This is a genomic window from Halalkalibacter oceani (assembly GCF_023715705.1).
Classification (GTDB): Bacteria; Bacillota; Bacilli; order Bacillales; family Bacillaceae_D; genus Halalkalibacter; species Halalkalibacter oceani_A.
Map to the genome: position 1 here is coordinate 114,686 of NZ_JAMBOS010000008.1, position 20,718 is coordinate 135,403.

Here is a 20,718-nt window from a genome sequence, read left to right on the forward strand (position 1 = left end):
CCCGATGCTCAGGCTTTATAACCCACTACGTTCAGATAAAAGGTTATTAGCTTTATTGCCGTCTATATGGTTAACTTGCTTTATAACCCACTACGTTCAGATAAAAGGATATTTAGGTGATAAAATGAATCTTATATTTTTTGACTTTATAACCCACTACGTTCAGATAAAAGAGTGACGATTATACCAACTGTAGCAACAATATTTCTACTTTATAACCCACTACGTTCAGATAAAAGGGTGATGGAAAAACAACTGTGGCTGGTAAGCTTTCACTTTATAACCCACTACGTTCAGATAAAAGAATAACGCCAGCCGCTATAACAAGCCCATAACCTTGTCTTTATAACCCACTACGTTCAGATAAAAGGGAAAACAAACAACACTAATGCAGCAATCAACGCCAACTTTATAACCCACTACGTTCAGATAAAAGTAGGGATGTTGTCGCATAATGAGCGACAAAACATTTCTTTATAACCCACTACGTTCAGATAAAAGAACGTACCCCGTCCATAGCAATGCCAGGACAAGCAGCTTTATAACCCACTACGTTCAGATAAAAGGAAATACAGGTTTTAACCTTCTAAAGGAGGATTTTACTTTATAACCCACTACGTTCAGATAAAAGCGTCACCTCTTGTCATTTGAATAACTTACGAATTCCTTCTTTATAACCCACTACGTTCAGATAAAAGTCTCTGATGCTGTGCCTTCTGAGTTTTCTAATTGAGCTTTATAACCCACTACGTTCAGATAAAAGTTGACAATCACCCATCCATTAATATGTGGCATTTGTACTTTATAACCCACTACGTTCAGATAAAAGGTTAAGCATTTCTAAAACTCCAGCGGCTTTATCAGTCTTTATAACCCACTACGTTCAGATAAAAGAAACATTCCTAAAATGTTGGGCGGGGCTACTTCTTCTTTATAACCCACTACGTTCAGATAAAAGAATGTAGGTAAAAAAGCAAGTTTAGCAGTGACTACCCCTTTATAACCCACTACGTTCAGATAAAAGGTTACTCTGCAAGTAATATAGGAGGTTAGTTTATGCTCTTTATAACCCACTACGTTCAGATAAAAGGTAGGTGCCACGGATTATTCTAAAGAACGAGTGACCTTTATAACCCACTACGTTCAGATAAAAGCGTTTTAATGGCTTATAAACTAAAATTAAAGTATACTTTATAACCCACTACGTTCAGATAAAAGTTGTCCATATCCTCCTATATAATAATAATAGTTATTACTTTATAACCCACTACGTTCAGATAAAAGAAAGAGTTTCCAAGTTATCAAGCTTATGTGCAAGTTCCTTTATAACCCACTACGTTCAGATAAAAGGGAAAGTTAGTTCGAGGATGGACAAGAGGTCACATTCCTTTATAACCCACTACGTTCAGATAAAAGGTTACAACCTTCGCTTGATTGGCTGCGTCATCGTCCCTTTATAACCCACTACGTTCAGATAAAAGGTGGGATACGGAGGGTGTGTATCGCTATGTTTACGACTTTATAACCCACTACGTTCAGATAAAAGTCCTGGGTGTTACATACATGATTCTCTATATAATCACTTTATAACCCACTACGTTCAGATAAAAGGTTTCGTTCATGATTCAGATGAATATATCTTACCTGACTTTATAACCCACTACGTTCAGATAAAAGTATAACGCACCTTACAACCTTTCACTGTTTGACCCTCCTTTATAACCCACTACGTTCAGATAAAAGAAGAGGAAGCCTCATAAATTAACCACTTATAAAGAGCTTTATAACCCACTACGTTCAGATAAAAGCTTCATGATTCCGGTGTACGATCCGGAGTACAAAACCCTTTATAACCCACTACGTTCAGATAAAAGGTTGGTTTAGTATGGCAGAATTGAACGTTTTTCTAACTTTATAACCCACTACGTTCAGATAAAAGTACTGTCAACACGGTTGCGGGCGCTATTGATATTGCACTTTATAACCCACTACGTTCAGATAAAAGTGAGCTGCGGTCGGCTCCTCAAAACGAAAATCACCCTTTATAACCCACTACGTTCAGATAAAAGGATATTTTAGATAGTTTAAATAAAAATAATTTAATTGCTTTATAACCCACTACGTTCAGATAAAAGCAATTGCAATTAAAGCATTTCAAGATCCGCTTTTTACTTTATAACCCACTACGTTCAGATAAAAGTGCTAATTCCTCAATTTGCACATATGCTTTTTCCTCTTTATAACCCACTACGTTCAGATAAAAGGACAAAGGCTAACATTGATATGAGCGGTGTGACACCCTTTATAACCCACTACGTTCAGATAAAAGGGCTACACCGAAAGCGTCCTTTAAGTCCTTCCATGCTCTTTATAACCCACTACGTTCAGATAAAAGATTAGCATCAGTCATATCCGGCGTAGCGCTAATTTTACTTTATAACCCACTACGTTCAGATAAAAGGATTTCAGCCGAAGATTTAGCTGGCCTTCATGCGAGCTTTATAACCCACTACGTTCAGATAAAAGTTTCTTCCGATCTATTCATTGTCATCCTCCCTTTCCCTTTATAACCCACTACGTTCAGATAAAAGGCAAGACGCAGCGCCTTTAATCGCGCGTGGTAAGTCTCTTTATAACCCACTACGTTCAGATAAAAGAAGCAAGTCGTCTCGAACGAGGCGGCTTCTTTTTACTTTATAACCCACTACGTTCAGATAAAAGCAGCGACATTTTCCCGGGCGTGAATATAAAGCAAGGTGACTTTATAACCCACTACGTTCAGATAAAAGCAATAACTTCACTTGGCCCTTCCCTGTAATTAAGGTTGCTTTATAACCCACTACGTTCAGATAAAAGCGATACCGGGAGTGATTATTTGTGTTCCATCGTCGCCTTTATAACCCACTACGTTCAGATAAAAGAAGCTGGAGGGAAGCCTCGGGATCGAGTGTGTGCACTTTATAACCCACTACGTTCAGATAAAAGGATGAGGCGGTGCTTGATGTGCCAGAGAGCGTGACACCTTTATAACCCACTACGTTCAGATAAAAGGGAACGAAAAGGACGAGCTAATGGAATTTTTGGCTGGCTTTATAACCCACTACGTTCAGATAAAAGGGTCACGCATATTACCCTCTGCGTCGTATAAAGCAACTTTATAACCCACTACGTTCAGATAAAAGGCTTTCCCGATATTGAAAAATACGGTGAATACGACACTTTATAACCCACTACGTTCAGATAAAAGAGCTTGTAGAGAAAGCGAAGAAAACAGGAAAGTTTCCTTTATAACCCACTACGTTCAGATAAAAGATTAACGGTTGCCCCGACGGGCTCAACCGGAACAACTTTATAACCCACTACGTTCAGATAAAAGCTGATGAAAGTGATGCTATGACTGATTATTTTTCTCCTTTATAACCCACTACGTTCAGATAAAAGTTATAGGGGGTTAACATGATCAAATCTATAGAAGTGCTTTATAACCCACTACGTTCAGATAAAAGCATCTGCTACACCTGACATGAATGTACACGTACAATCCTTTATAACCCACTACGTTCAGATAAAAGCGGTGATAGAGCCGGCTGGCGCATTCCCTGTGCTGCCTTTATAACCCACTACGTTCAGATAAAAGGAAACTTGCGAAAAGGTCGGATAACCGTCTGGGCACTTTATAACCCACTACGTTCAGATAAAAGGCTAGGTGTATAAAGAAATAAGCTACTCCTAACGAGCTTTATAACCCACTACGTTCAGATAAAAGGCTGATACAGCGATTGAGCAATCGCAGATTACCGACTTTATAACCCACTACGTTCAGATAAAAGATTTGAAAATAATCTTGATGAAATCACCGTTTCTGACTTTATAACCCACTACGTTCAGATAAAAGGCGGTGTGATACGCACAACAACGAGCGGAAATGTCGCTTTATAACCCACTACGTTCAGATAAAAGGGTACGATTCAAAATTGGAGCTAATGAACGAAGTCACTTTATAACCCACTACGTTCAGATAAAAGGAGAAGGCACACAAAGAGTGGTTAATCTTATACCAGCTTTATAACCCACTACGTTCAGATAAAAGAAAATGGACATGGAAACGTTACAAAGGGCTAAAGTTCCTTTATAACCCACTACGTTCAGATAAAAGCTGATGAAAGTGATGCTATGACTGATTATTTTTCTCCTTTATAACCCACTACGTTCAGATAAAAGATTAAGTGATGCAGATTTTGTTAATTACTATAACTCGCTTTATAACCCACTACGTTCAGATAAAAGTGACGAATGCCGTAATATACTGTAGAGGTGATATTACTTTATAACCCACTACGTTCAGATAAAAGATGGTTCTATATACCTATGTTAACAAGGTTTACATTCTTTATAACCCACTACGTTCAGATAAAAGGATGAAAAATGAAAACCACAAATGCTATAGATGCCTTCTTTATAACCCACTACGTTCAGATAAAAGGGTGTCGATAGAAAGTGAGTGATAACATGAATATCACTTTATAACCCACTACGTTCAGATAAAAGAATATGTAGATTACGAAAAGGTACTCGGAGAACTATCTTTATAACCCACTACGTTCAGATAAAAGCATCCTCACGCAAGAAGGTTTTGCACTTGTAACTACTTTATAACCCACTACGTTCAGATAAAAGGAAACGAACAGGAGCTATCCGAATAGCAGACGTTGATTCTTTATAACCCACTACGTTCAGATAAAAGATTTGCACTAAATGTCGCCCTGGGGCATATGAGCAACTTTATAACCCACTACGTTCAGATAAAAGCAAAAACTTCAAACACGCCGCTATCTGTATAAACACTTTATAACCCACTACGTTCAGATAAAAGAAGTAAAAGCATTCACTCACTACATGGAACTTGTCGCTTTATAACCCACTACGTTCAGATAAAAGTACCACAGAAAATGTAAATGCGGAAAAGAAATTTATAACTTTATAACCCACTACGTTCAGATAAAAGCATGATGTCCCATTTGATATGACCGGTTCATCATCCTTTATAACCCACTACGTTCAGATAAAAGACTTGAAATCGAGCCTCTCAAAACCCGCTGTTTTCAAGGGTTTTGCAGCAGCATAGAAATCATAAGGTTTATTTGTTTTGCTGTAAGTCTCTAGTTGCGTATTTATAATTATTATAAATACACTTGTAAGCATGATAAATAAAGGGGTACGTTGAGTTAACGTGAAAAATGATTTACTGCAATTTTGGATGAATCTAATTTAATTCAGATTAAAGCAATATTTAAGTAGGAGTCAAGGCTGATTGTTTAATAAAGTTGAAAAAGTTATCAAAATTTACCGATAATTACATGAAAATGTATTTACGACCAAAGTTGTGTATTGTATAATGAATCCAAATAAAATTTATACTGATTCTTTTGGAGGAAAGGGATGATGAAATGGCGCCTCGCAAAATTCGTCAGATTGAACGTTTATTGATGATTCTGAATCTACTGACCGAACGTGAAACGATAACAGCAAAAGAATTAGCTCATTATTGCGGTACGTCGACTAGAAGTATTTATCGAGATATGCGGACGCTTGAATCAATCGGTGTTATGTTTATTTCCGAAGGCAAAGAGGGGTATAAACTCATTCAGAAACCTGCTCAGCCACATCGTTTGTTTTCAGAAGAAGAACTTTTGGCATTAACGGTTTATCCAGCACTTTTGGGAAGTACGCAGGCTCTTCAAGATCAGAAAGGAATGAACGCGTATAAAAAAGGAATTGAGAAGCTGAAGGCCCTTACGATCACTGGTACAAATGAAAAGTTAATAAAAGTAAGCAGTCACTTAGGAAAAAGAATTTTAATTCATGATCAAGCAGAGAGCAACTTTAGTAATCACATTATGCCTAGTCTTCTAAGAGCAGTTTTTGAAAATAAAGCACTGGAGGTTGATTATTATGCTATTTCTCGAGATGAAAGTTCAAGACGGGTGATTCATCCATATTACATTCTACCAAGATCAGGACATTTGTATGTGATAGCAAAATGCTTGTTGAGGAAAGATATCCGTATATTTAGAGTAGATCGTATCGCGACGGCTACTTTACTGGATAAAACATTTTCAATTCCCCGTAATTTTGATATAAATGATTACCTCTCAAATCGATGGTCAATCTTTGCTGATGACAAAAGACCGACAACCCTCACTGTAAAATTCAAGTCCTTAGCATCCCGGTATATAAAAGAGCAACAGTTTTATACAGAAACAGAACTCACCGAACACGACGATGGGACAATTTTGTTGAAAGCAACTGTGCAAAGTAAAAAAGAATTTATTCGTTGGATTCGATCATTTGGTCTTGATGCGGAGATATTGGAACCCGAAGAGGTACGCCAACAGTTGGTAGACGAGTATTTCCGGCAGTTCGAAAAATATAAAAAATAATTGCAGAAAATTTATAAACATCTGACATAAGGTGTCACATTACTCTTAAAATAATGAGTAATTAAGAAATTTCTTCTGCATGATGGAGGTGAATCAATGCGAATTCAAATTAACTTTCAAGTAGCATCTCTTCCTATCGCTTATCGGTTTGTTGTTTTGAGCTTTTTAAAGGAGGCCATAAAAAAAGGAGATGAAACCTATTTTAAAAGATTGTATGAAGAAGGAGAGGGGAAAATGAAGCCTTTTTCCTACTCAGTTTTCTTGAAAAACTTTACCATTCAGCGAAACGAAATTGAATTAGACCAAATTTCTGTGACAGTAAGTTCTTCAGATATAGAGTATATGCTTCATTTATTTAATGGGATCCAGTTGATTCGGGAATATCAAACAAGGAGGGGAGCTTGGAAAATGCTCGGAGTGAGAATGGTAAAGGAATGGGAGATATCCAGCTCTTCTATTAACTGCCGTACCTTGTCACCGATCTTGATTGAAAATCGTCATGGGAAGCCTGTCCATCTTGAAGATGAAAGTTATCGGAAGGAGTTTTCCTATTATGCCAATTTGCGAATTAAAGAGTTAAGTGGACGGAATGCATATAAACCAATAATGATCGAACCCATTCGCATGCGTAAAGTTGTAGTTAAAGAATCTAATTCAACTTTGCGAAAAGAAACAGAGGGGGAACTTTTAACTTACACCGCATACCAAGGAGAATTACGATTAGATGGGCATCCGGAGGATTTGCAGCTTCTTTATCAATCGGGAGTGGGTAAACGGACTTCCCAAGGCTTTGGCTTGCTGGACATTATAAGAGAGGGGTGAGCAAATGGCTATTATTCAAATTGAAGCCGAGGATTGGATGATTACAGCTGGGCTGATTGGTCTTGTCCGTTTATTTCCAGAAGATGAACAGATGATCACCAAAACGGGGGTGACGATTCATTCTCACCATATTGAGCAATTGCCTGAGCGCTACTTCTCTTATTTATTAAAGACGTTTAGCATTGTTGAAAGAGATGTCGGCCGGATGAGCTGGTATACATCGCAATTGAAACGACAGCCTGAAAAAGCGAAGCAATATGCAGCAGATGTTCGAAAAATGATGAATGAGCAATTAAAGAAAGTAGAGAAGTATTTCCCCACTTCCAAAGAATGTAAAGAATTGAACGAGATTACTGAGGCACTGAAGTTAGTGAAAAAAGATGAGAATGCAGAAAAAGTGGAGGAAGCTGTTCAGGCCTACCGACGGATAATGTCTACACCATTTATTGATAAGAAACTTACACTAAACTACGTAAAAGCTGTTATTCTATCTCCTTTTTTTGGTCAACCGAGTTTCTTTCAGCCTGTTTTTAATGCAAAATCATTAGAAGAACATATCTACCAGTTTGAGCAGGATTTTACCTATCCGGCAAAAATGGAATTAGAACTGTATGAACAAATAACAAGACAAACAGAGGGACAAGCTATTTTAGGATATTTAGAGCGTAATCAAGAATATAAGCCTTTTAAAGACTGGTACAAAAAATTAAAGAAAAGAGAAGGCCCAGAAATTCAAGCTTTTTTTGCTGAGTCATTTCCTTGCTCATTTATTTATGACATGGTTGCGACTCAGTCTTTTGAAGAGATGATTTTCTCTCCTTTGGCTCTTTCAAAAGATAAGGCAGTTAATTTCAATTGGGAGTTTAATAGAAAAAATCCGGTTCCAATCAGCTCACTTGCACGTCTCTTGCTATTTTTAGTTCCCATTGGGCTTGCATTTTATACAAGACGAATTGGTTCTCAACTATCAAATGAAACATTACGTTTTGCTGGAATTCTTCTGTCTCAGCAACCTTTTCCACTAATAGTAAAAGAGAATGAAACCTATCAAACTTTAAGACAAAAAAAGGGAAACTCCTTTGGTGAAGCCGTAGCTAATTTATTAGAGGAAGTAACCGATAAAGCACAGAAGCTAACTCATTCCTACTTGTTTGTAGAAGTCTATTCTAGTTATACAACCAAGAAAACATTATTGGATTATTATCATATGCCTCCGTATTTAGCTTCGTATTTATCGCTTCATGGAAAGGTAATCAGTAAGCTTGGTCATCGTGAGCTAAAAGATGAATTTCTTCGTACTGTGTTAAAAGGACAAGATCCAAAACGAGTCGTGTTTGATTATTTACGGCTCGCAGTGAACGAATCGTGGCATGCCAAAGGAGCCTATATTGCAACGCAAGAGCGTTGGAGAATTATAGAAGCGAGAAAAGGAGCTGAGAACGTGGTTAATCAAGATAAGAAGATACATTTTATTTATACTCGGGGAAGGGCATTGCGTGCGGCAATGATAAAGAGTCGACCTGGAAGTGAAGAGCTGTATCGAGCAAGCGGTGGAAAAAAAGCAGAGGGCATTGCGTATCGTTTATTAAATGCTCTTAAAGCTGGTAATACATCGGCTTTTATGGATACGATCTTTCGTGTTCATATGGCGGCTGATTTATCGATTCCATCCATTTTTACAGAAACCTATAAGGAAGAAGGGCTGGACTTTGAAACAATTGGCAGTGCTTTTATAGCTGGTTTATTAAATCAAGAACGAAAACAAGAAGGAGGACAAGAAAATGGGTAAAGCACTTACATTTACAGCTATTTTTAAAGCAAATTCATTAAATTACGGCGAAGGCATTGCCAATGTATCTGAATTGAAAAAAATTCATCGGGGTAACGGGGATGTTTATACGTTTGCATCCCGTCAGAGTATTCGATATGATATTGTGCGTTTAGGAAATGAATGGTTTGAATGGAATTTAGACACGGTTGATAAGGCGAAAGGGACTTTGCAGTTTAGAGAAGATCTATCAATTGCCGATTCGGTTGAAATGGATTTATTCGGTTATCTAAAAACAGGGAAAAAATCGCAGAAACGACCAGCTGTAGTTCGTTTGTCCCACGCCATTTCGTTAGAACCATATCGTCATGACCTCGAATTTCTGAATAATATGGGCTTGGCAGAGCGTATTGATGAAGCACCTAACCTGGCAAATATCGAGCAACACGAGAGTTTGTACGCATATACAGTAACTGTTGATTTGGACAAGGTAGGTGTGGATCGTGATGTCGTCTTATCAAACGACGAGAAAGTGGAACGTCTACATCAATTTCTGGAAGTGATCAAATTGTTGAACCGTAACATTCGTGGACGTCAGGAAAGTCTATCTCCTTTATTTGTTATTGGTGGTGTGTATCCGGCAGCGAATCCGTTCTTTCTTGGGAGAGTTCAGTTGGAACAAGGCATAAAAAGTTGGAAATTGAATATAGCCGCATTGGTCGATGTAGCGAAAACAACATTTGCAAATCAGGTGATTGGTGAATTTACTCACATTGGATTTATACCGGGTTTATTTGCTAATGAAGTCGACTTTTCGCTAGCTGCAGAGGGGAAAGTTGGTTCTGTCGAGGAATTCTTTGCTGGATTGAAGCAGGAAGTTAGTGCTTATTTTGGAGTAAATAGCTGATGAAAGTGTTACGGCTAAAACTTTATCAGCAGACTGCATGTTACAAAAAGCCGTTTGCCTTTAAAGTCTCCGAAACGTATCCACTGCCTCCATACTCGACGGTGAAAGGCATGCTCCATGCCGTGCTCAATGCAACATCGTTAATACCGATGAAGTTAAGCATTCAGGGGAGCTACGATACGTTATTAACAGATTATCAAACGCACTATTTTTTTAAAAGTGATAAAACAGACAAGTTTACATTGACAGCAGAGGGTCTTGGCTTTGATCGGGGTTTAGAGGGTGATATCACGACAATGCCAATCTATATGCATTTGCTGTATGATGTTACATTATTAATTCATGTAAAGGCAACGGAAGCAGTGCTACAACGTTTGCAGGAGCAGCTCCTGTCTGCCACGACTCACCTAAGTTTGGGACGCTGGGAGGATCTTGTTCGAATAGATGAATGTGAATTGGTGGAAGCTGTTGCAGAGGAAAGAGACAGAGATGTCGTTCTCCCCTATAATGCGTATGTTCCCAAAGAACTGTTAAATGAAGGTCACTATTTTCCATATAAATTGAATTGGACCTATCGTTCTGTTGATAATGTCCGAATCTGGGATAAGATTGCAGTCGGTTATGTACAAAAGGGCTATACACTTAATGCAGAGGAGGAATTGTTATTTGATGAAAAAGGGAGTTGTCTTTTATTTCCTTCCTGAAGTTAAAAAGAAGAAGTCTGTCACGGCTTCTTTTTTTTGAAAACTATAGGTCTAAGGAGGACAATTATGAAATTCTATGCAAAGTCAAGTCCGATCGAGACAATAAAAGAGCACACAAAAGAACTATTGAAACGGTATTCTGTTCTTAAAAAAATCTATTATCATCGTTTGCCCCTTGATGATCGAGATTGGGAACTGCTACGAATTGCGGTGCTTTATCATGATATAGGAAAAGCAGATACTTTTTTTCAAAATAAAATTCGTAAGGTGATTGGGGAGCCGCTTCTTTTAGTCAAGTCAGAGTTTAATGTTCAACATAACTTTCTGTCTATTTTAGCCATTCCTTTTAAGAGATTAGGTATTCTCAAGGAAGAACAAAAGCTACTGATGCAAATTATAGCGTATCATCATGAGAGAGGGCAGGATCCTAATAATGAGGAAGCTGCTTCGAATTATGAACATAATATCCTGCCATTTCGCGAAGAATTGGAAGCTGAAATGGAATTGTCGCTTGAAACGAGTATACGGTCAGCTCGATTAGAACAGGTAAAGCATCAGGCAAGAATTCGTGAATATGAACCGGAATTATTTAGGCGGTATGTTTTGCTAAAGGGGCTACTCCATCGGCTCGATCATGCTGCTTCAGCACATGTACCTATAGAGGTGGGGCTAGAAATGAATGTTGTTGACCATGTAAATCAGTTTTTCAATAAAAAGTTTGAGGGAAGAAAAAAACCATTGCAGCATTTCACTGAACAGAATCAAGATAAGCATCTTGTTGTTGTTGCCCAAACGGGTATGGGCAAAACAGAAGCTGGTCTACTCTGGCTAGGCAAAGAGAAGGGATTTTTTACGTTACCTTTACGAGTAAGCATTAATGCTATGTATGAACGAGTGACTTCGAATGAGAATATAGGCTTTAGCTTGATTGGAGAAGAAGGGATAGAGGAAGCAACGGGGCTATTACATTCCACTAGCATGGATTATTTATATGATCGTAGAGAAGCTAATGACGAGGCATTGGAAAAAATGCATTCACAATCAAGGGAGTTTGCTAATAAGTTGACTATTTCGACGATTGATCAAGTGTTGAAATTTCCCTTTTATTATCTTGGGTTTGAAAAGGAATATGCCACAGTAGTGGGGGCAAAAGTCATTATCGATGAGTTGCAAGCCTACGATCCCCGGATCGCTGCATTGCTTGTTCGTGCCATGGTTTTATTGGATGAGCTCGGAGGTGCTTTCTTGATTATGACAGCCACTCTCCCAGATTTCTATTTTAAAGCTTTAGAACGTGAATTGAGTTCTTCGAAGCGTCCTCTAATTTATCAGGAGTTTATTGATGACGAGGTTAAGAGGCATCATATTCATGTAAGAGAAGAAACGATCTTTGATGCAGTTGAAGAGATTGCTCGGGCAGGTGAGATGAATAAAGTACTTGTGATTTGTAATACGGTGGATCAGGCAAGAAAGGTTTTTAAGCAAATTCATCTTTTGAACGAAGAGTCTTGGCTGTTGCATGCTCGGTTTATTCAAAAGGATCGACGTAAAAAAGAGAAAGAGATTTTAGCTTTTGCAAATAGTGAAAGGGCAGGTATTTGGGTGACAACCCAATTAGTTGAAGCAAGTCTTGATATTGATTTCGATCGACTATATACGGAAATGGCTACCTTAGATAGCTTGTTTCAACGATTTGGTCGCTGCAATCGTAAAGGAACAAAGCCTATCGAGGCGGTAAATATCCATGTGATGGCAAAAGAGGTGAGTGGCGTAGGGTCGGTCTACCACGAAGAAATCTATCAGCGCAGTTTAAGGTTAATTCAGTTGGAGCAAGGATTGTTAGTAGAATCAAAAAAGCATGCTATGATTCAGGAGCTTTATAATGAAGAGGCTCTTCAGGGGTCAAACTTTAAGCAACAATTTGATGATACATTGAAAGAGCTGAAGAATCGCCCTTTATATGAAACGAAGAAATTAGAAGCACAGAAACTATTACGAGACATTCAACAAGTCCAAGCTATTCCGGAACGATATATAGGAAGTAAGGAAGTTCAAGATGCGCTTCACGAATGGGAACAAGCAACAAAACAGACCAAGCAAAAGAATCAAGTTAAAGCGATCAAAAGGAAGGCACGCCGTCAAATTGAGCAATTTACAGTTGGAGTAAATCCATTTAAAGCAAAAGAGCTTTTGGGGGAATTCCCCTTAATAAAAGGGCTTTGCATAATTAGATGTGAATACGATGAAGATTTAGGTCTGTTAATCGATCAAAAAAAAGACCCCTTTTCTTAAGGAGGAAAAAGATGCAGCAGCAATCCATTGGTGGTGTAGATATTCATTATTTGTCACTTTGCAAGCGGAAGCTGTGGTTATATAAGCATGGGATTCAGATGGAGAATGAGTCGGATCAAGTGTTACAAGGGAGTGTTCTTCATGAATCGGCATATCCCAGATTGGAAAAACGGGAAGTTTTAATTGATAACGAATTTAAAATTGATTCAATTGATGGGGAATTTGTCAGAGAAGTAAAGTTATCAAGTCGAATGAGAGAATCGGATCGTTTGCAGATGCTTTTTTATTTATATCAGTTACAGTTACGTGGAGTAGTGAAGAAAGGACTAATCAGTTATACAAAGGAGAGACGAACGGAAGAAATCTTACTTGGTCCGCAAGAGAAATTAGAGATCAAAGCAGCTATCGCTGAGGCCTATAAAGTGGTTGAGAAACAAAAACCACCTGGTCTTAAGAAGCTCTCCTATTGCAAGAAGTGCGCATATTATAGTTTTTGTTATGCTGGGGAGGGTGATGAGGATGATGCGTGACCATTATGTCTTTTCAAATGGAGCCTTAAAACGAAAGCACAATACCATTTATTATATCAATCAGGATGGGCAACAGAAACCGTTACCGGTTGAAAAAATTCGAAACCTTCATGTTTTTGGAGAAGTGGAATTTAACACGAAGTTACTTAATTATCTTAGTCAATACGATATATGTGTTCATGTTTACAACTATTATGGCTTTTATGCGGGCACTTATTATCCGAGAGAAAAGTCGGTTTCTGGTTTTTTGCTAGTCAATCAAGCAGAACATTATACACATAAGTATAAACGCTTATATTTAGCTCATAGTTTTATGCAAGGCGCTGTTCATCATATGCTTCGAAATTTAAGAAGACATAAGGAACAGACAGCAGAGGTTGTGAAGACCATTGAGAAAGAGCTATTTGAGATGCAAACCTGCACAGACATTTCCTCTTTGATGGGAAAAGAGGGGCAAATTCGAAAAAGCTACTATCAAGCATTTAATAAAATTCTAAAACAGGATATCGGGTTTGAAAAGCGGGAAAAACATCCGCCGCGTGACCCGCTGAATGCAATGATTTCTTTTGGGAATTCACTCATGTACCAAATTGTTCTTTCAGAAATCTATCGTACAACTTTAAATCCAACGGTTAGCTATTTGCATGAACCCTCGACTAAACGATTCTCTTTATGTCTTGATCTGGCTGAAATCTTTAAACCCTTAATTGTAGATCCTATTATTTTTTCTCTTATTAATAAGCGATCTATTACAAAAAAGCACTTTGAATACTTAGAAGGAGAAATCTGCTTTTTAAATGAAGAAGGGAAGAAGCGCTTTATTAGAGCATGGGAAGAGAGATTAAAAAGCAGTGTAATGCATAGAGCATTAAAACGTAAAACAAGCTATCGTTATCTAATTAGACTCGAATGCTACAAGTTAATCAAGCATCTGATTGGAGATGATGTTTATAAACCTTTGAAAGCGTGGTGGTGAGTATGTTTGTCATTATCACTTATGATGTGGAACGTAAAAGGGTGGGGAAGGTCTGTAAAAAATTACGGGAATATTTAGACTGGAGTCAGAATTCTGTTTTTGAAGGTGAAATTACAAAAGGGAAACTGACTCAATGCTTAGCAGAACTTAACAATATTATTGATAATAATGTAGATTCTATTTACTTATATCAAGTCTCGAATCCTAAAAATTTGAAGAAAACCGTTTATGGAATAGCAAAAAGTCCAATGGATTGGTTTTTGTAACACTCATGTTAGAATCGTGTCGTTATAGGGACCAAGACCAAATCTGCTCAAAAGGTTTTCTAAGAACTATCTATTTCAACTAACAGTAACACGTAAAAGGGGGAAATCCCCCCTTCAACACCTTCTAAAACCTCTTCACTCGTTCACGGCATGCTCAGCTTAATCAAAAACGGATTCGGGTCGGTTGGTTTGACGCTGCCTCCGCGCGGTTCTTTGCTGAGGATGATGTGGTCGAGCTGGTTGACGATATCATCCTGGAGGTAGAGCTGGCCCTGGGCGCCATTTACTTGGATGATGCCGGCGTCCTTTAAGTCAGTGGTCGAGCGGATCCAGGCTTGGTAGTCATTGATTGAGACAGGATGGAGGCCGTCGACGAGCAGCATCAGCTCGTTTGAATCGTTGTTGATCCAGGCATAGCCTTTAATCGCTGTATTGTCCGCCGGCGAAATTTCATATAATGTCGTTTCCTCGTTCATTAAAAATGGTGGCGGCTCTTCGGCTGAATGCTGAAGGGACGTCTTTTGAACATGGCTGATTGTCAGCCATGAACCGAGCAGGAGGACGATGATGACAAAGCTGAACCGTGCCGGGAACGAACTCCGGGTCAGAACATGAAAAAATGGCTTTCGCTGTTCGGCTCGAATTGTATGTAACAACCGCTTTTTCAGACGTACCGGTGGGCGGATTTGCACATTAGCTTCTTTGGCAAAAAAAGGCCTCCACTCATCATGAAGCTGCTGACAGTGCGAACAGTGGTCGAGATGCTGTTTCATGCCGACGTCATCCTCGGCTTCTCCGCGGAGATAGTCAATAATCTGTTCCTCTGAAAAATTGTTATCACAAGACATCTATTTCACCTCTTGCTTTGGTAATCCTTCGTTTGTTCCTTCAAGTATTTTCTCATATTATTCATACCATAACGAACAAGAGACTTAATCGTACCTAAGGGGCGATTTAATTGAGCAGCCAGCTTGCGGTGGGAATAACCTAAGAAAAAATTCCCGTAAATGGCCACTCTCTGCGCAGCCGGCAAGCCGTTAAGCGCTTTATGAATGGCTTCCCTTTCGTCCTTCAGAATAATCTGCTCCTCAACCGGCGCTTGTTCAGCCGGCTTGTTGTTCAATTCCTCTTCCGCTCTGGAATGAATACGCCTTGCCCGGCGCAACCGGTCAAGACAGCGGCTTCGCGTTCTTACGGCAATCCAGGCTTCAATGCTTCCTTTATCCCGATTATAGCTGGCAGCCTGATGGTAGATTTCAAGAAAGACATCGTGACAAAGGTCTTCGGCGTCGGCCTGATTTTTTAATATACCGAGAGCAATCCGAAACACTAGTGGAGAATAGCGGTCATAAAGCTGTTCAAACGCCTTGGAAGAACCATTCCCGATTTGTTGCAGCAAATATTCTTCATCAGAAATAGAGGTCAATGAAACTCACCTGCCTTTTCCTGGCTTCAACCTTCTTCTATTTAATAATACTCCTGAAAAGAGGATTTGGATTTAGAAATTGCGATTTTTTTAAATCCAATTTTTCATCAGCCACGTACTTTTAATGAAAATAGAAGGAGGGAAGATGACATGAGAAAAAAACTGTTTGCTTTGCTCATGGCTGTTATGTTGGTAATGGCCGGAGTGTATCCATCACCATCTTTTGCTGTTGGGGGAATCGAGCTTTATACCCCGTATACAGGAATTGCGGTTACGCCGGGGGAATCAATCAATTATTCCTTTGAGGTAATGAATGGAACAGCTGAGATACAGCAAGTGTCGATTGAGGTGGCTAATTTACCGGAGCAATGGAGCTACGAGCTTATTTCGGGTGGCTGGCAATTACATGAACTGGCGATAAAGCCAAATGAGTTTACTGATTTTTCAATTAATGTTGATGTTCCGCTTGAGGTGGAGAAAGGGACGTATTCCTTTGATGTCATTGCCAGAAACCAAAGCGGGGTCGTTGAAACGCTGCCTGTCCAGATTGAAGTCACGGAGGAGGGAACGTTTCGAACAGAGCTGACCTCGGAGCAGCCGAACATGGAAGGCCATGCCGACTCAACGTTTACGTATAAGGTCACGCTGCGCAACAGGACAGCGGACGAACAGCGTTATGCGCTGAAGGCAAACGCGCCGGAGGGCTGGGGGGTCAGCTTCCAGGTCGACGGTGAAAATGTGACCTCCGTGACGGTGGAGTCAAATGCGACGAAGGATTTCGATGCCGTGGTTACCCCGCCACCTGAAGTAGAGGCGGGCGATTATTCGATTCCCATTTCGGCATCGACCAATTCAACGAGCGCCGAGGTCAACTTGGAGACGGTGATTACCGGGAACTATGCAATGGAGGTGTCGACGCCTTCCGGGAGACTAAGTGAAACGATTACAGCCGGTAGGGAAAAGACGATTCAGCTCGCTGTCACCAATACAGGCTCTGTGCCGATCAATGATGTGAAGCTGAGCGCCCAGCAACCGGTTGATTGGACTGTCACCTTTGCCCAAGAGACGATTCCGGTCATTGAGCCCGGTCAAACAGAAACAGTTCAGACGACAATTCAGGCAAGCAAGGACGCAATTGCTGGCGATTATATTGTTTCGATAGACGCGAGCGGTGCCGGAGCAGCAGGGAAAGCTGATTTTCGCATGCAGGTTGAAACGTCGATGCTCTGGGGATGGATTGGGGTCCTGATCATCGCGTGTGTGCTGGCCGGTATTTACTTTGTGATGCGTAAATATGGAAGGAGATAACGATGGCAGAAGCAATTATCGAGATCACTGACCTGACGAAATATTATTCACAGAAGTGTGCGGTCGATCATTTGAATGTGACGATCCAACGTGGCGAGGTCTTTGGATTGCTTGGACCGAACGGAGCTGGTAAATCAACGACGATTCTCATGCTGCTCGGCCTCTCTGAACCGAGCGCAGGTCAGGCGATCGTCTGCGGGTATCATTCCACGCGCCAGCCGATCGAAGTGAAGCGGAAAGTAGGTTATTTGCCGGATAATATCGGCTTTTATGAGGAGCGGACTGGCCTGGAGAATATCGTGTATACGGCACTCATTAACGGCGTGCCGAAGCAGGAGGCGACAGAGCGGGCAGAGCGTCTGCTGAAGCAGGTCGGACTTGAACAGGCAAAAAACAAAAAAGCCGGTCATTATTCCCGCGGGATGAGGCAGCGGCTCGGCTTAGCCGATGTGCTGATCAAAGAGCCGGAAGTGATTATTCTCGATGAGCCGACATTGGGGATTGATCCCCAGGGTGTTCAGGAGCTACTGCAGATTATTCGATATTTAAGTAAAGAAAAAGGGATAACCGTGCTGCTTTCCTCTCATCAGCTTCATCAGGTACAACAAATCTGCGACCGGGTCGGCTTGTTTGTTGATGGCCGCCTTTTGGCTGAGGGGGATGTGCAGACGTTGGCGCGTAAATTATTTCCGGCCTACAAGCTAACCTATTATGCCACTGTTTCGAATCAGCCGCCTGATCTGGTTGAAAGGCTTCAGAAGATTAATGGCGTTTTCTCTGTTGAAAAGGGAGAGAGCGGGCAGCAGCTCATTATGAAGACAGAGGTCGACCTCTCAGCCCGGCTGGCGGGCTTTATCGTGCAATCGGGAGCCGCCCTTCACGAATTTGGCTTGAAGGAATACGGTTTAGATGACATTTATCATCACTATTTTGAGGGGGGAGTGTCTGATGAAGTTTCCGAAGTTTAAGCTGAAGCTCAAGCGTCGCGAGCCGGAAGAACGATCCAAACCGCTGCACCCTTTTTGGGTCATCGTTCAAAAAGAAGTAGGCGATCATATTCGCAGCTGGCGGTTTGTCATTTTGCTCGTTATCCTTTTTTTGACGTGCTTCGCTTCCCTTTACACAGCGCTATCCGCTATTCGTGATGCCGCCGCTGAGATTGACTCGAATCAGTCGTTCCTGTTTTTGAACTTATTTACACTGACTGATCAGAACGGCTCGCTGCCGCCGTTCATTACCTTTATCAGCTTTCTCGGTCCAATTCTTGGAATCGGACTTGGCTTTGATGCGATCAGTGCCGAGCGCAATAAGGGGACATTGAGCCGTATCGTTTCCCAGCCGATCCCCCGCGATTACTTAATCAACGCAAAATTTGTCGCAACCTTGCTCATTGTGACATTTTTCATTTTTTCCTTAGGCTTTTTAGTAATTGGCTTAGGAATTCTGGCGATTGGTCTTCCACCTACCTGGGATGAATTTGCGCGGATGGTGACATTTTTGTTTTTAAGTGTAATCTATATCGGCTTTTGGCTGAATTTGGCGATTTTGTTTTCAGTCCGTTTCAAGCAAACCGCGACTTCTGCGCTTGCCAGTATTGGTCTTTGGCTGTTTTTCAGCTTGTTTTATTCGATGCTTGTCAATCTGGTCAGCGGCCAGTCGTCGGCCAATGATCCTTCTCAATTTGCTTTTATGCAAATGCTGTCCCGGCTCAATCCGAGCTATTTATTTAGTGAAATTACGACGATTCTGCTGACTCCTTCGATTCGGGCGTTAGGTCCGTTGACGATGGAGCAGGCAGTCGGAGCGATCCCGACGCCTTTGCCTTTCATGCAAAGTCTGTTATTAATCTGGCCGCAATTTGTCGGCCTGCTTGCGGCGACCTGCCTCTGCTTTGGCATCTCGTATCTGATTTTCATGCGCCAGGAAATCCGCGCCTGACCTTCCTCCGGTAATTTGAGCTATCGGGTCTCTTCTAGTAAAATAGCCGATAGGAACGTAGAGAAGGAAAAGGCCACTAAAAAAACTTCCTTTTTCGTAACTAAAAAGCAGCTGAAAAAGTGAAAATTGTCCTTTTTCAGCTGCTTCAGAAGGAAAGGTGTTTTGATGCAGACCGTAAGTATAATTGGAACGGGGATTTTGGGAGCGGCAACAGCTTATCATCTGGCAAAGGCCGGCGTCAACGTGACGATGATAGACCGGGAAGAGCCGGGGCAGGCGACGGATGCAGCGGCGGGCATCGTCTGTCCATGGATCTCGCAGCGTCGTAACCAGGCCTGGTATCAGCTCGCGAAAGCGGGAGCGCGCTATTATCCGGCACTCATTTCGGCGCTGGAGGAAGAGGGCGAGACGGATACGGGCTATGCCAAGGTCGGAGCGATCAGTCTTCATACTGAAGAAAAAAAGCAGCTGTAAATGGTCGAGCGGGCGCTCAAACGGCGCGAGGACGCACCGGAAATTGGCGAGGTGATCCCGCTTTCTGAAGAGGAAACGAAAGCATTGTTCCCACCATTGGCACCGGGCTACCGCTCGGTCTATGTGAGCGGCGCGGCAAGGGTGAACGGCCGGTCACTGCGCCGGGCTTTACTGGCATCCGCCATCCGATATGGAGCGAAAGAAGTAAAGGGGGATGCGACGTTCGCTTATGAGGGAGCTGATCTTGTTGTCCAGGTAAACGGGGAGAGCTTACGATTTGACCGGGTAATCATCACAGCCGGGGCCTGGGCAAAAGCGCTATTGGCACCACTTGGAGTGACGTTCAAGGTTAGTCCGCAAAAGGCACAAATTGTTCACCTGGTCTTACCTGGCGCCGAAACAGACAAGTGGCCTGTCGTGATGGCTCCAGCCAATCACTATATGCTGGCATTCGGCGGGGGGCATGTGGTGACCGGGGCGACGCATGAGGATGAGAAAGGCTTTGATCAGCGGAGAACGCTCGCAGGTCTGAATGAAATTTTTGAGAAGACGTTGCAGACAGCACCGGGTCTTGCTGAAAGTACAGTGCTTGAGACAAGAGTCGGCTTCCGCCCGTATACGCCGGGGTTTTTGCCGGTCATTGGCAGATTGCCGGGATATGACCATATTTTTGTCGCCAACGGTCTCGGGGCCTCGGGTTTAACGGTCGGACCGTTTTTCGGAGCAGAGCTGGCCAGGCTTGTGCGCGGAGAAAAAACAGAGCTTGATTTAGCTCCGTACGATGTAGCCGGAGCGATTGACTAAAGCGGCAACGCGACTCGTCACCACCTCCTTATGACGTGCATAGGCTAGAGTGACACTATGAAT

Annotated in this window: 14 protein-coding genes, 1 pseudogene and 1 CRISPR repeat array (1 of these 16 running past the window's edge); of the genes and pseudogenes, 13 read left to right on the forward strand and 2 right to left on the reverse strand. The window is 41.4% G+C overall.

What is annotated here, in order from left to right; genetic code table 11:
- Positions 1-5,069: a CRISPR direct-repeat array (repeat unit 29 nt; unit sequence CTTTATAACCCACTACGTTCAGATAAAAG); it begins 1,443 nt to the left of the window's first position.
- A gap of 378 nt (positions 5,070-5,447) precedes the next feature.
- The 9 genes from M3212_RS10310 (at position 5,448) to cas2 (ending at position 14,705) form a co-directional block, all read left to right on the forward strand.
- Entirely contained in the window at positions 5,448-6,440 is a 993-nt protein-coding gene (locus tag M3212_RS10310) for a helix-turn-helix transcriptional regulator (RefSeq protein WP_251193885.1), read from the forward strand.
- Between the two features lie 96 nt (positions 6,441-6,536).
- A complete protein-coding gene (gene cas6 / locus M3212_RS10315) occupies positions 6,537-7,262 on the forward strand; it encodes a CRISPR-associated endoribonuclease Cas6 (RefSeq protein WP_251193886.1) in 726 nt (241 codons plus the stop codon).
- 4 nt (positions 7,263-7,266) lie between these two features.
- Complete coding sequence (cas8a1, locus tag M3212_RS10320) at positions 7,267-9,051, forward strand: type I-B CRISPR-associated protein Cas8b1/Cst1 (RefSeq protein WP_251193887.1); 1,785 nt, start codon at positions 7,267-7,269, stop codon at positions 9,049-9,051.
- The gene (cas7i, locus tag M3212_RS10325) at positions 9,044-9,937 is read left to right on the forward strand and encodes a type I-B CRISPR-associated protein Cas7/Cst2/DevR (RefSeq protein ID WP_251193888.1); all 894 of its coding nucleotides are present in this window, start codon (positions 9,044-9,046) and stop codon (positions 9,935-9,937) included. Before cas8a1 ends, cas7i begins: the two co-directional genes overlap by 8 nt.
- Entirely contained in the window at positions 9,937-10,641 is a 705-nt protein-coding gene (gene cas5b / locus M3212_RS10330) for a type I-B CRISPR-associated protein Cas5b (RefSeq protein WP_251193889.1), read from the forward strand. Before cas7i ends, cas5b begins: the two co-directional genes overlap by 1 nt.
- A gap of 66 nt (positions 10,642-10,707) precedes the next feature.
- Positions 10,708-12,933 (forward strand): CRISPR-associated helicase Cas3', encoded by a 2,226-nt coding sequence (gene cas3 / locus M3212_RS10335; protein WP_251193890.1) that lies wholly within the window; start codon positions 10,708-10,710, stop codon positions 12,931-12,933.
- Between the two features lie 11 nt (positions 12,934-12,944).
- Positions 12,945-13,463 carry a CRISPR-associated protein Cas4 gene (gene cas4 / locus M3212_RS10340; protein WP_251193891.1) on the forward strand — a complete coding sequence of 173 codons (519 nt, stop codon included), beginning with the start codon at positions 12,945-12,947 and terminating at the stop codon, positions 13,461-13,463.
- Positions 13,453-14,439, forward strand: coding sequence for a type I-B CRISPR-associated endonuclease Cas1b (gene cas1b / locus M3212_RS10345; protein WP_251193892.1), 987 nt, complete (start codon positions 13,453-13,455; stop codon positions 14,437-14,439). Before cas4 ends, cas1b begins: the two co-directional genes overlap by 11 nt.
- A 2-nt stretch (positions 14,440-14,441) precedes the next feature.
- A complete protein-coding gene (gene cas2, locus M3212_RS10350; RefSeq protein WP_251193893.1) occupies positions 14,442-14,705 on the forward strand; it encodes a CRISPR-associated endonuclease Cas2 in 264 nt (87 codons plus the stop codon).
- Between the two features lie 143 nt (positions 14,706-14,848).
- Here the strand turns inward: cas2 and M3212_RS10355 are convergent, their stop codons facing one another.
- Positions 14,849-15,553 (reverse strand): anti-sigma factor, encoded by a 705-nt coding sequence (locus M3212_RS10355; RefSeq protein WP_251193894.1) that lies wholly within the window; start codon positions 15,551-15,553, stop codon positions 14,849-14,851.
- 5 nt (positions 15,554-15,558) lie between these two features.
- Positions 15,559-16,131: an RNA polymerase sigma factor gene (locus tag M3212_RS10360; RefSeq protein WP_251193895.1), complete on the reverse strand. Its 573-nt coding sequence runs from the start codon at positions 16,129-16,131 to the stop codon at positions 15,559-15,561.
- A gap of 150 nt (positions 16,132-16,281) precedes the next feature.
- Here M3212_RS10360 and M3212_RS10365 point away from each other — a divergent pair, with 150 nt between their 5' ends.
- The 4 genes and pseudogenes from M3212_RS10365 to M3212_RS10380 all read left to right on the forward strand — a co-directional run bounded on the left by M3212_RS10365 (position 16,282) and on the right by M3212_RS10380 (position 20,655).
- Complete coding sequence (locus M3212_RS10365) at positions 16,282-17,439, forward strand: COG1470 family protein (RefSeq protein WP_251193896.1); 1,158 nt, start codon at positions 16,282-16,284, stop codon at positions 17,437-17,439.
- 2 nt (positions 17,440-17,441) lie between these two features.
- Positions 17,442-18,407 carry an ABC transporter ATP-binding protein gene (locus tag M3212_RS10370; RefSeq protein ID WP_251193897.1) on the forward strand — a complete coding sequence of 322 codons (966 nt, stop codon included), beginning with the start codon at positions 17,442-17,444 and terminating at the stop codon, positions 18,405-18,407.
- Entirely contained in the window at positions 18,388-19,377 is a 990-nt protein-coding gene (locus M3212_RS10375) for an ABC transporter permease (RefSeq protein WP_251193898.1), read from the forward strand. The genes M3212_RS10370 and M3212_RS10375 overlap by 20 nt, the downstream gene beginning before the upstream one ends.
- A gap of 165 nt (positions 19,378-19,542) precedes the next feature.
- Positions 19,543-20,655: pseudogene (locus tag M3212_RS10380) on the forward strand (NAD(P)/FAD-dependent oxidoreductase).
- The last annotated feature ends 63 nt before the right edge of the window (positions 20,656-20,718 follow it).

What these genes read in the sequence shown, in the direction of transcription:
- M3212_RS10310 (WP_251193885.1), top strand. Translation starts at nt 5,448, where the DNA reads ATGGCGCCTCGCAAAATTCGTCAGATTGAACGTTTATTGATGATTCTG.
- cas6 (WP_251193886.1), top strand. Translation starts at nt 6,537, where the DNA reads ATGCGAATTCAAATTAACTTTCAAGTAGCATCTCTTCCTATCGCTTAT.
- cas8a1 (WP_251193887.1), top strand. Translation starts at nt 7,267, where the DNA reads ATGGCTATTATTCAAATTGAAGCCGAGGATTGGATGATTACAGCTGGG.
- cas7i (WP_251193888.1), top strand. Translation starts at nt 9,044, where the DNA reads ATGGGTAAAGCACTTACATTTACAGCTATTTTTAAAGCAAATTCATTA.
- cas5b (WP_251193889.1), top strand. Translation starts at nt 9,937, where the DNA reads ATGAAAGTGTTACGGCTAAAACTTTATCAGCAGACTGCATGTTACAAA.
- cas3 (WP_251193890.1), top strand. Translation starts at nt 10,708, where the DNA reads ATGAAATTCTATGCAAAGTCAAGTCCGATCGAGACAATAAAAGAGCAC.
- cas4 (WP_251193891.1), top strand. Translation starts at nt 12,945, where the DNA reads ATGCAGCAGCAATCCATTGGTGGTGTAGATATTCATTATTTGTCACTT.
- cas1b (WP_251193892.1), top strand. Translation starts at nt 13,453, where the DNA reads ATGATGCGTGACCATTATGTCTTTTCAAATGGAGCCTTAAAACGAAAG.
- cas2 (WP_251193893.1), top strand. Translation starts at nt 14,442, where the DNA reads ATGTTTGTCATTATCACTTATGATGTGGAACGTAAAAGGGTGGGGAAG.
- M3212_RS10355 (WP_251193894.1), bottom strand. Translation starts at nt 15,553, where the DNA reads ATGTCTTGTGATAACAATTTTTCAGAGGAACAGATTATTGACTATCTC.
- M3212_RS10365 (WP_251193896.1), top strand. Translation starts at nt 16,282, where the DNA reads ATGAGAAAAAAACTGTTTGCTTTGCTCATGGCTGTTATGTTGGTAATG.
- M3212_RS10370 (WP_251193897.1), top strand. Translation starts at nt 17,442, where the DNA reads ATGGCAGAAGCAATTATCGAGATCACTGACCTGACGAAATATTATTCA.
- M3212_RS10375 (WP_251193898.1), top strand. Translation starts at nt 18,388, where the DNA reads ATGAAGTTTCCGAAGTTTAAGCTGAAGCTCAAGCGTCGCGAGCCGGAA.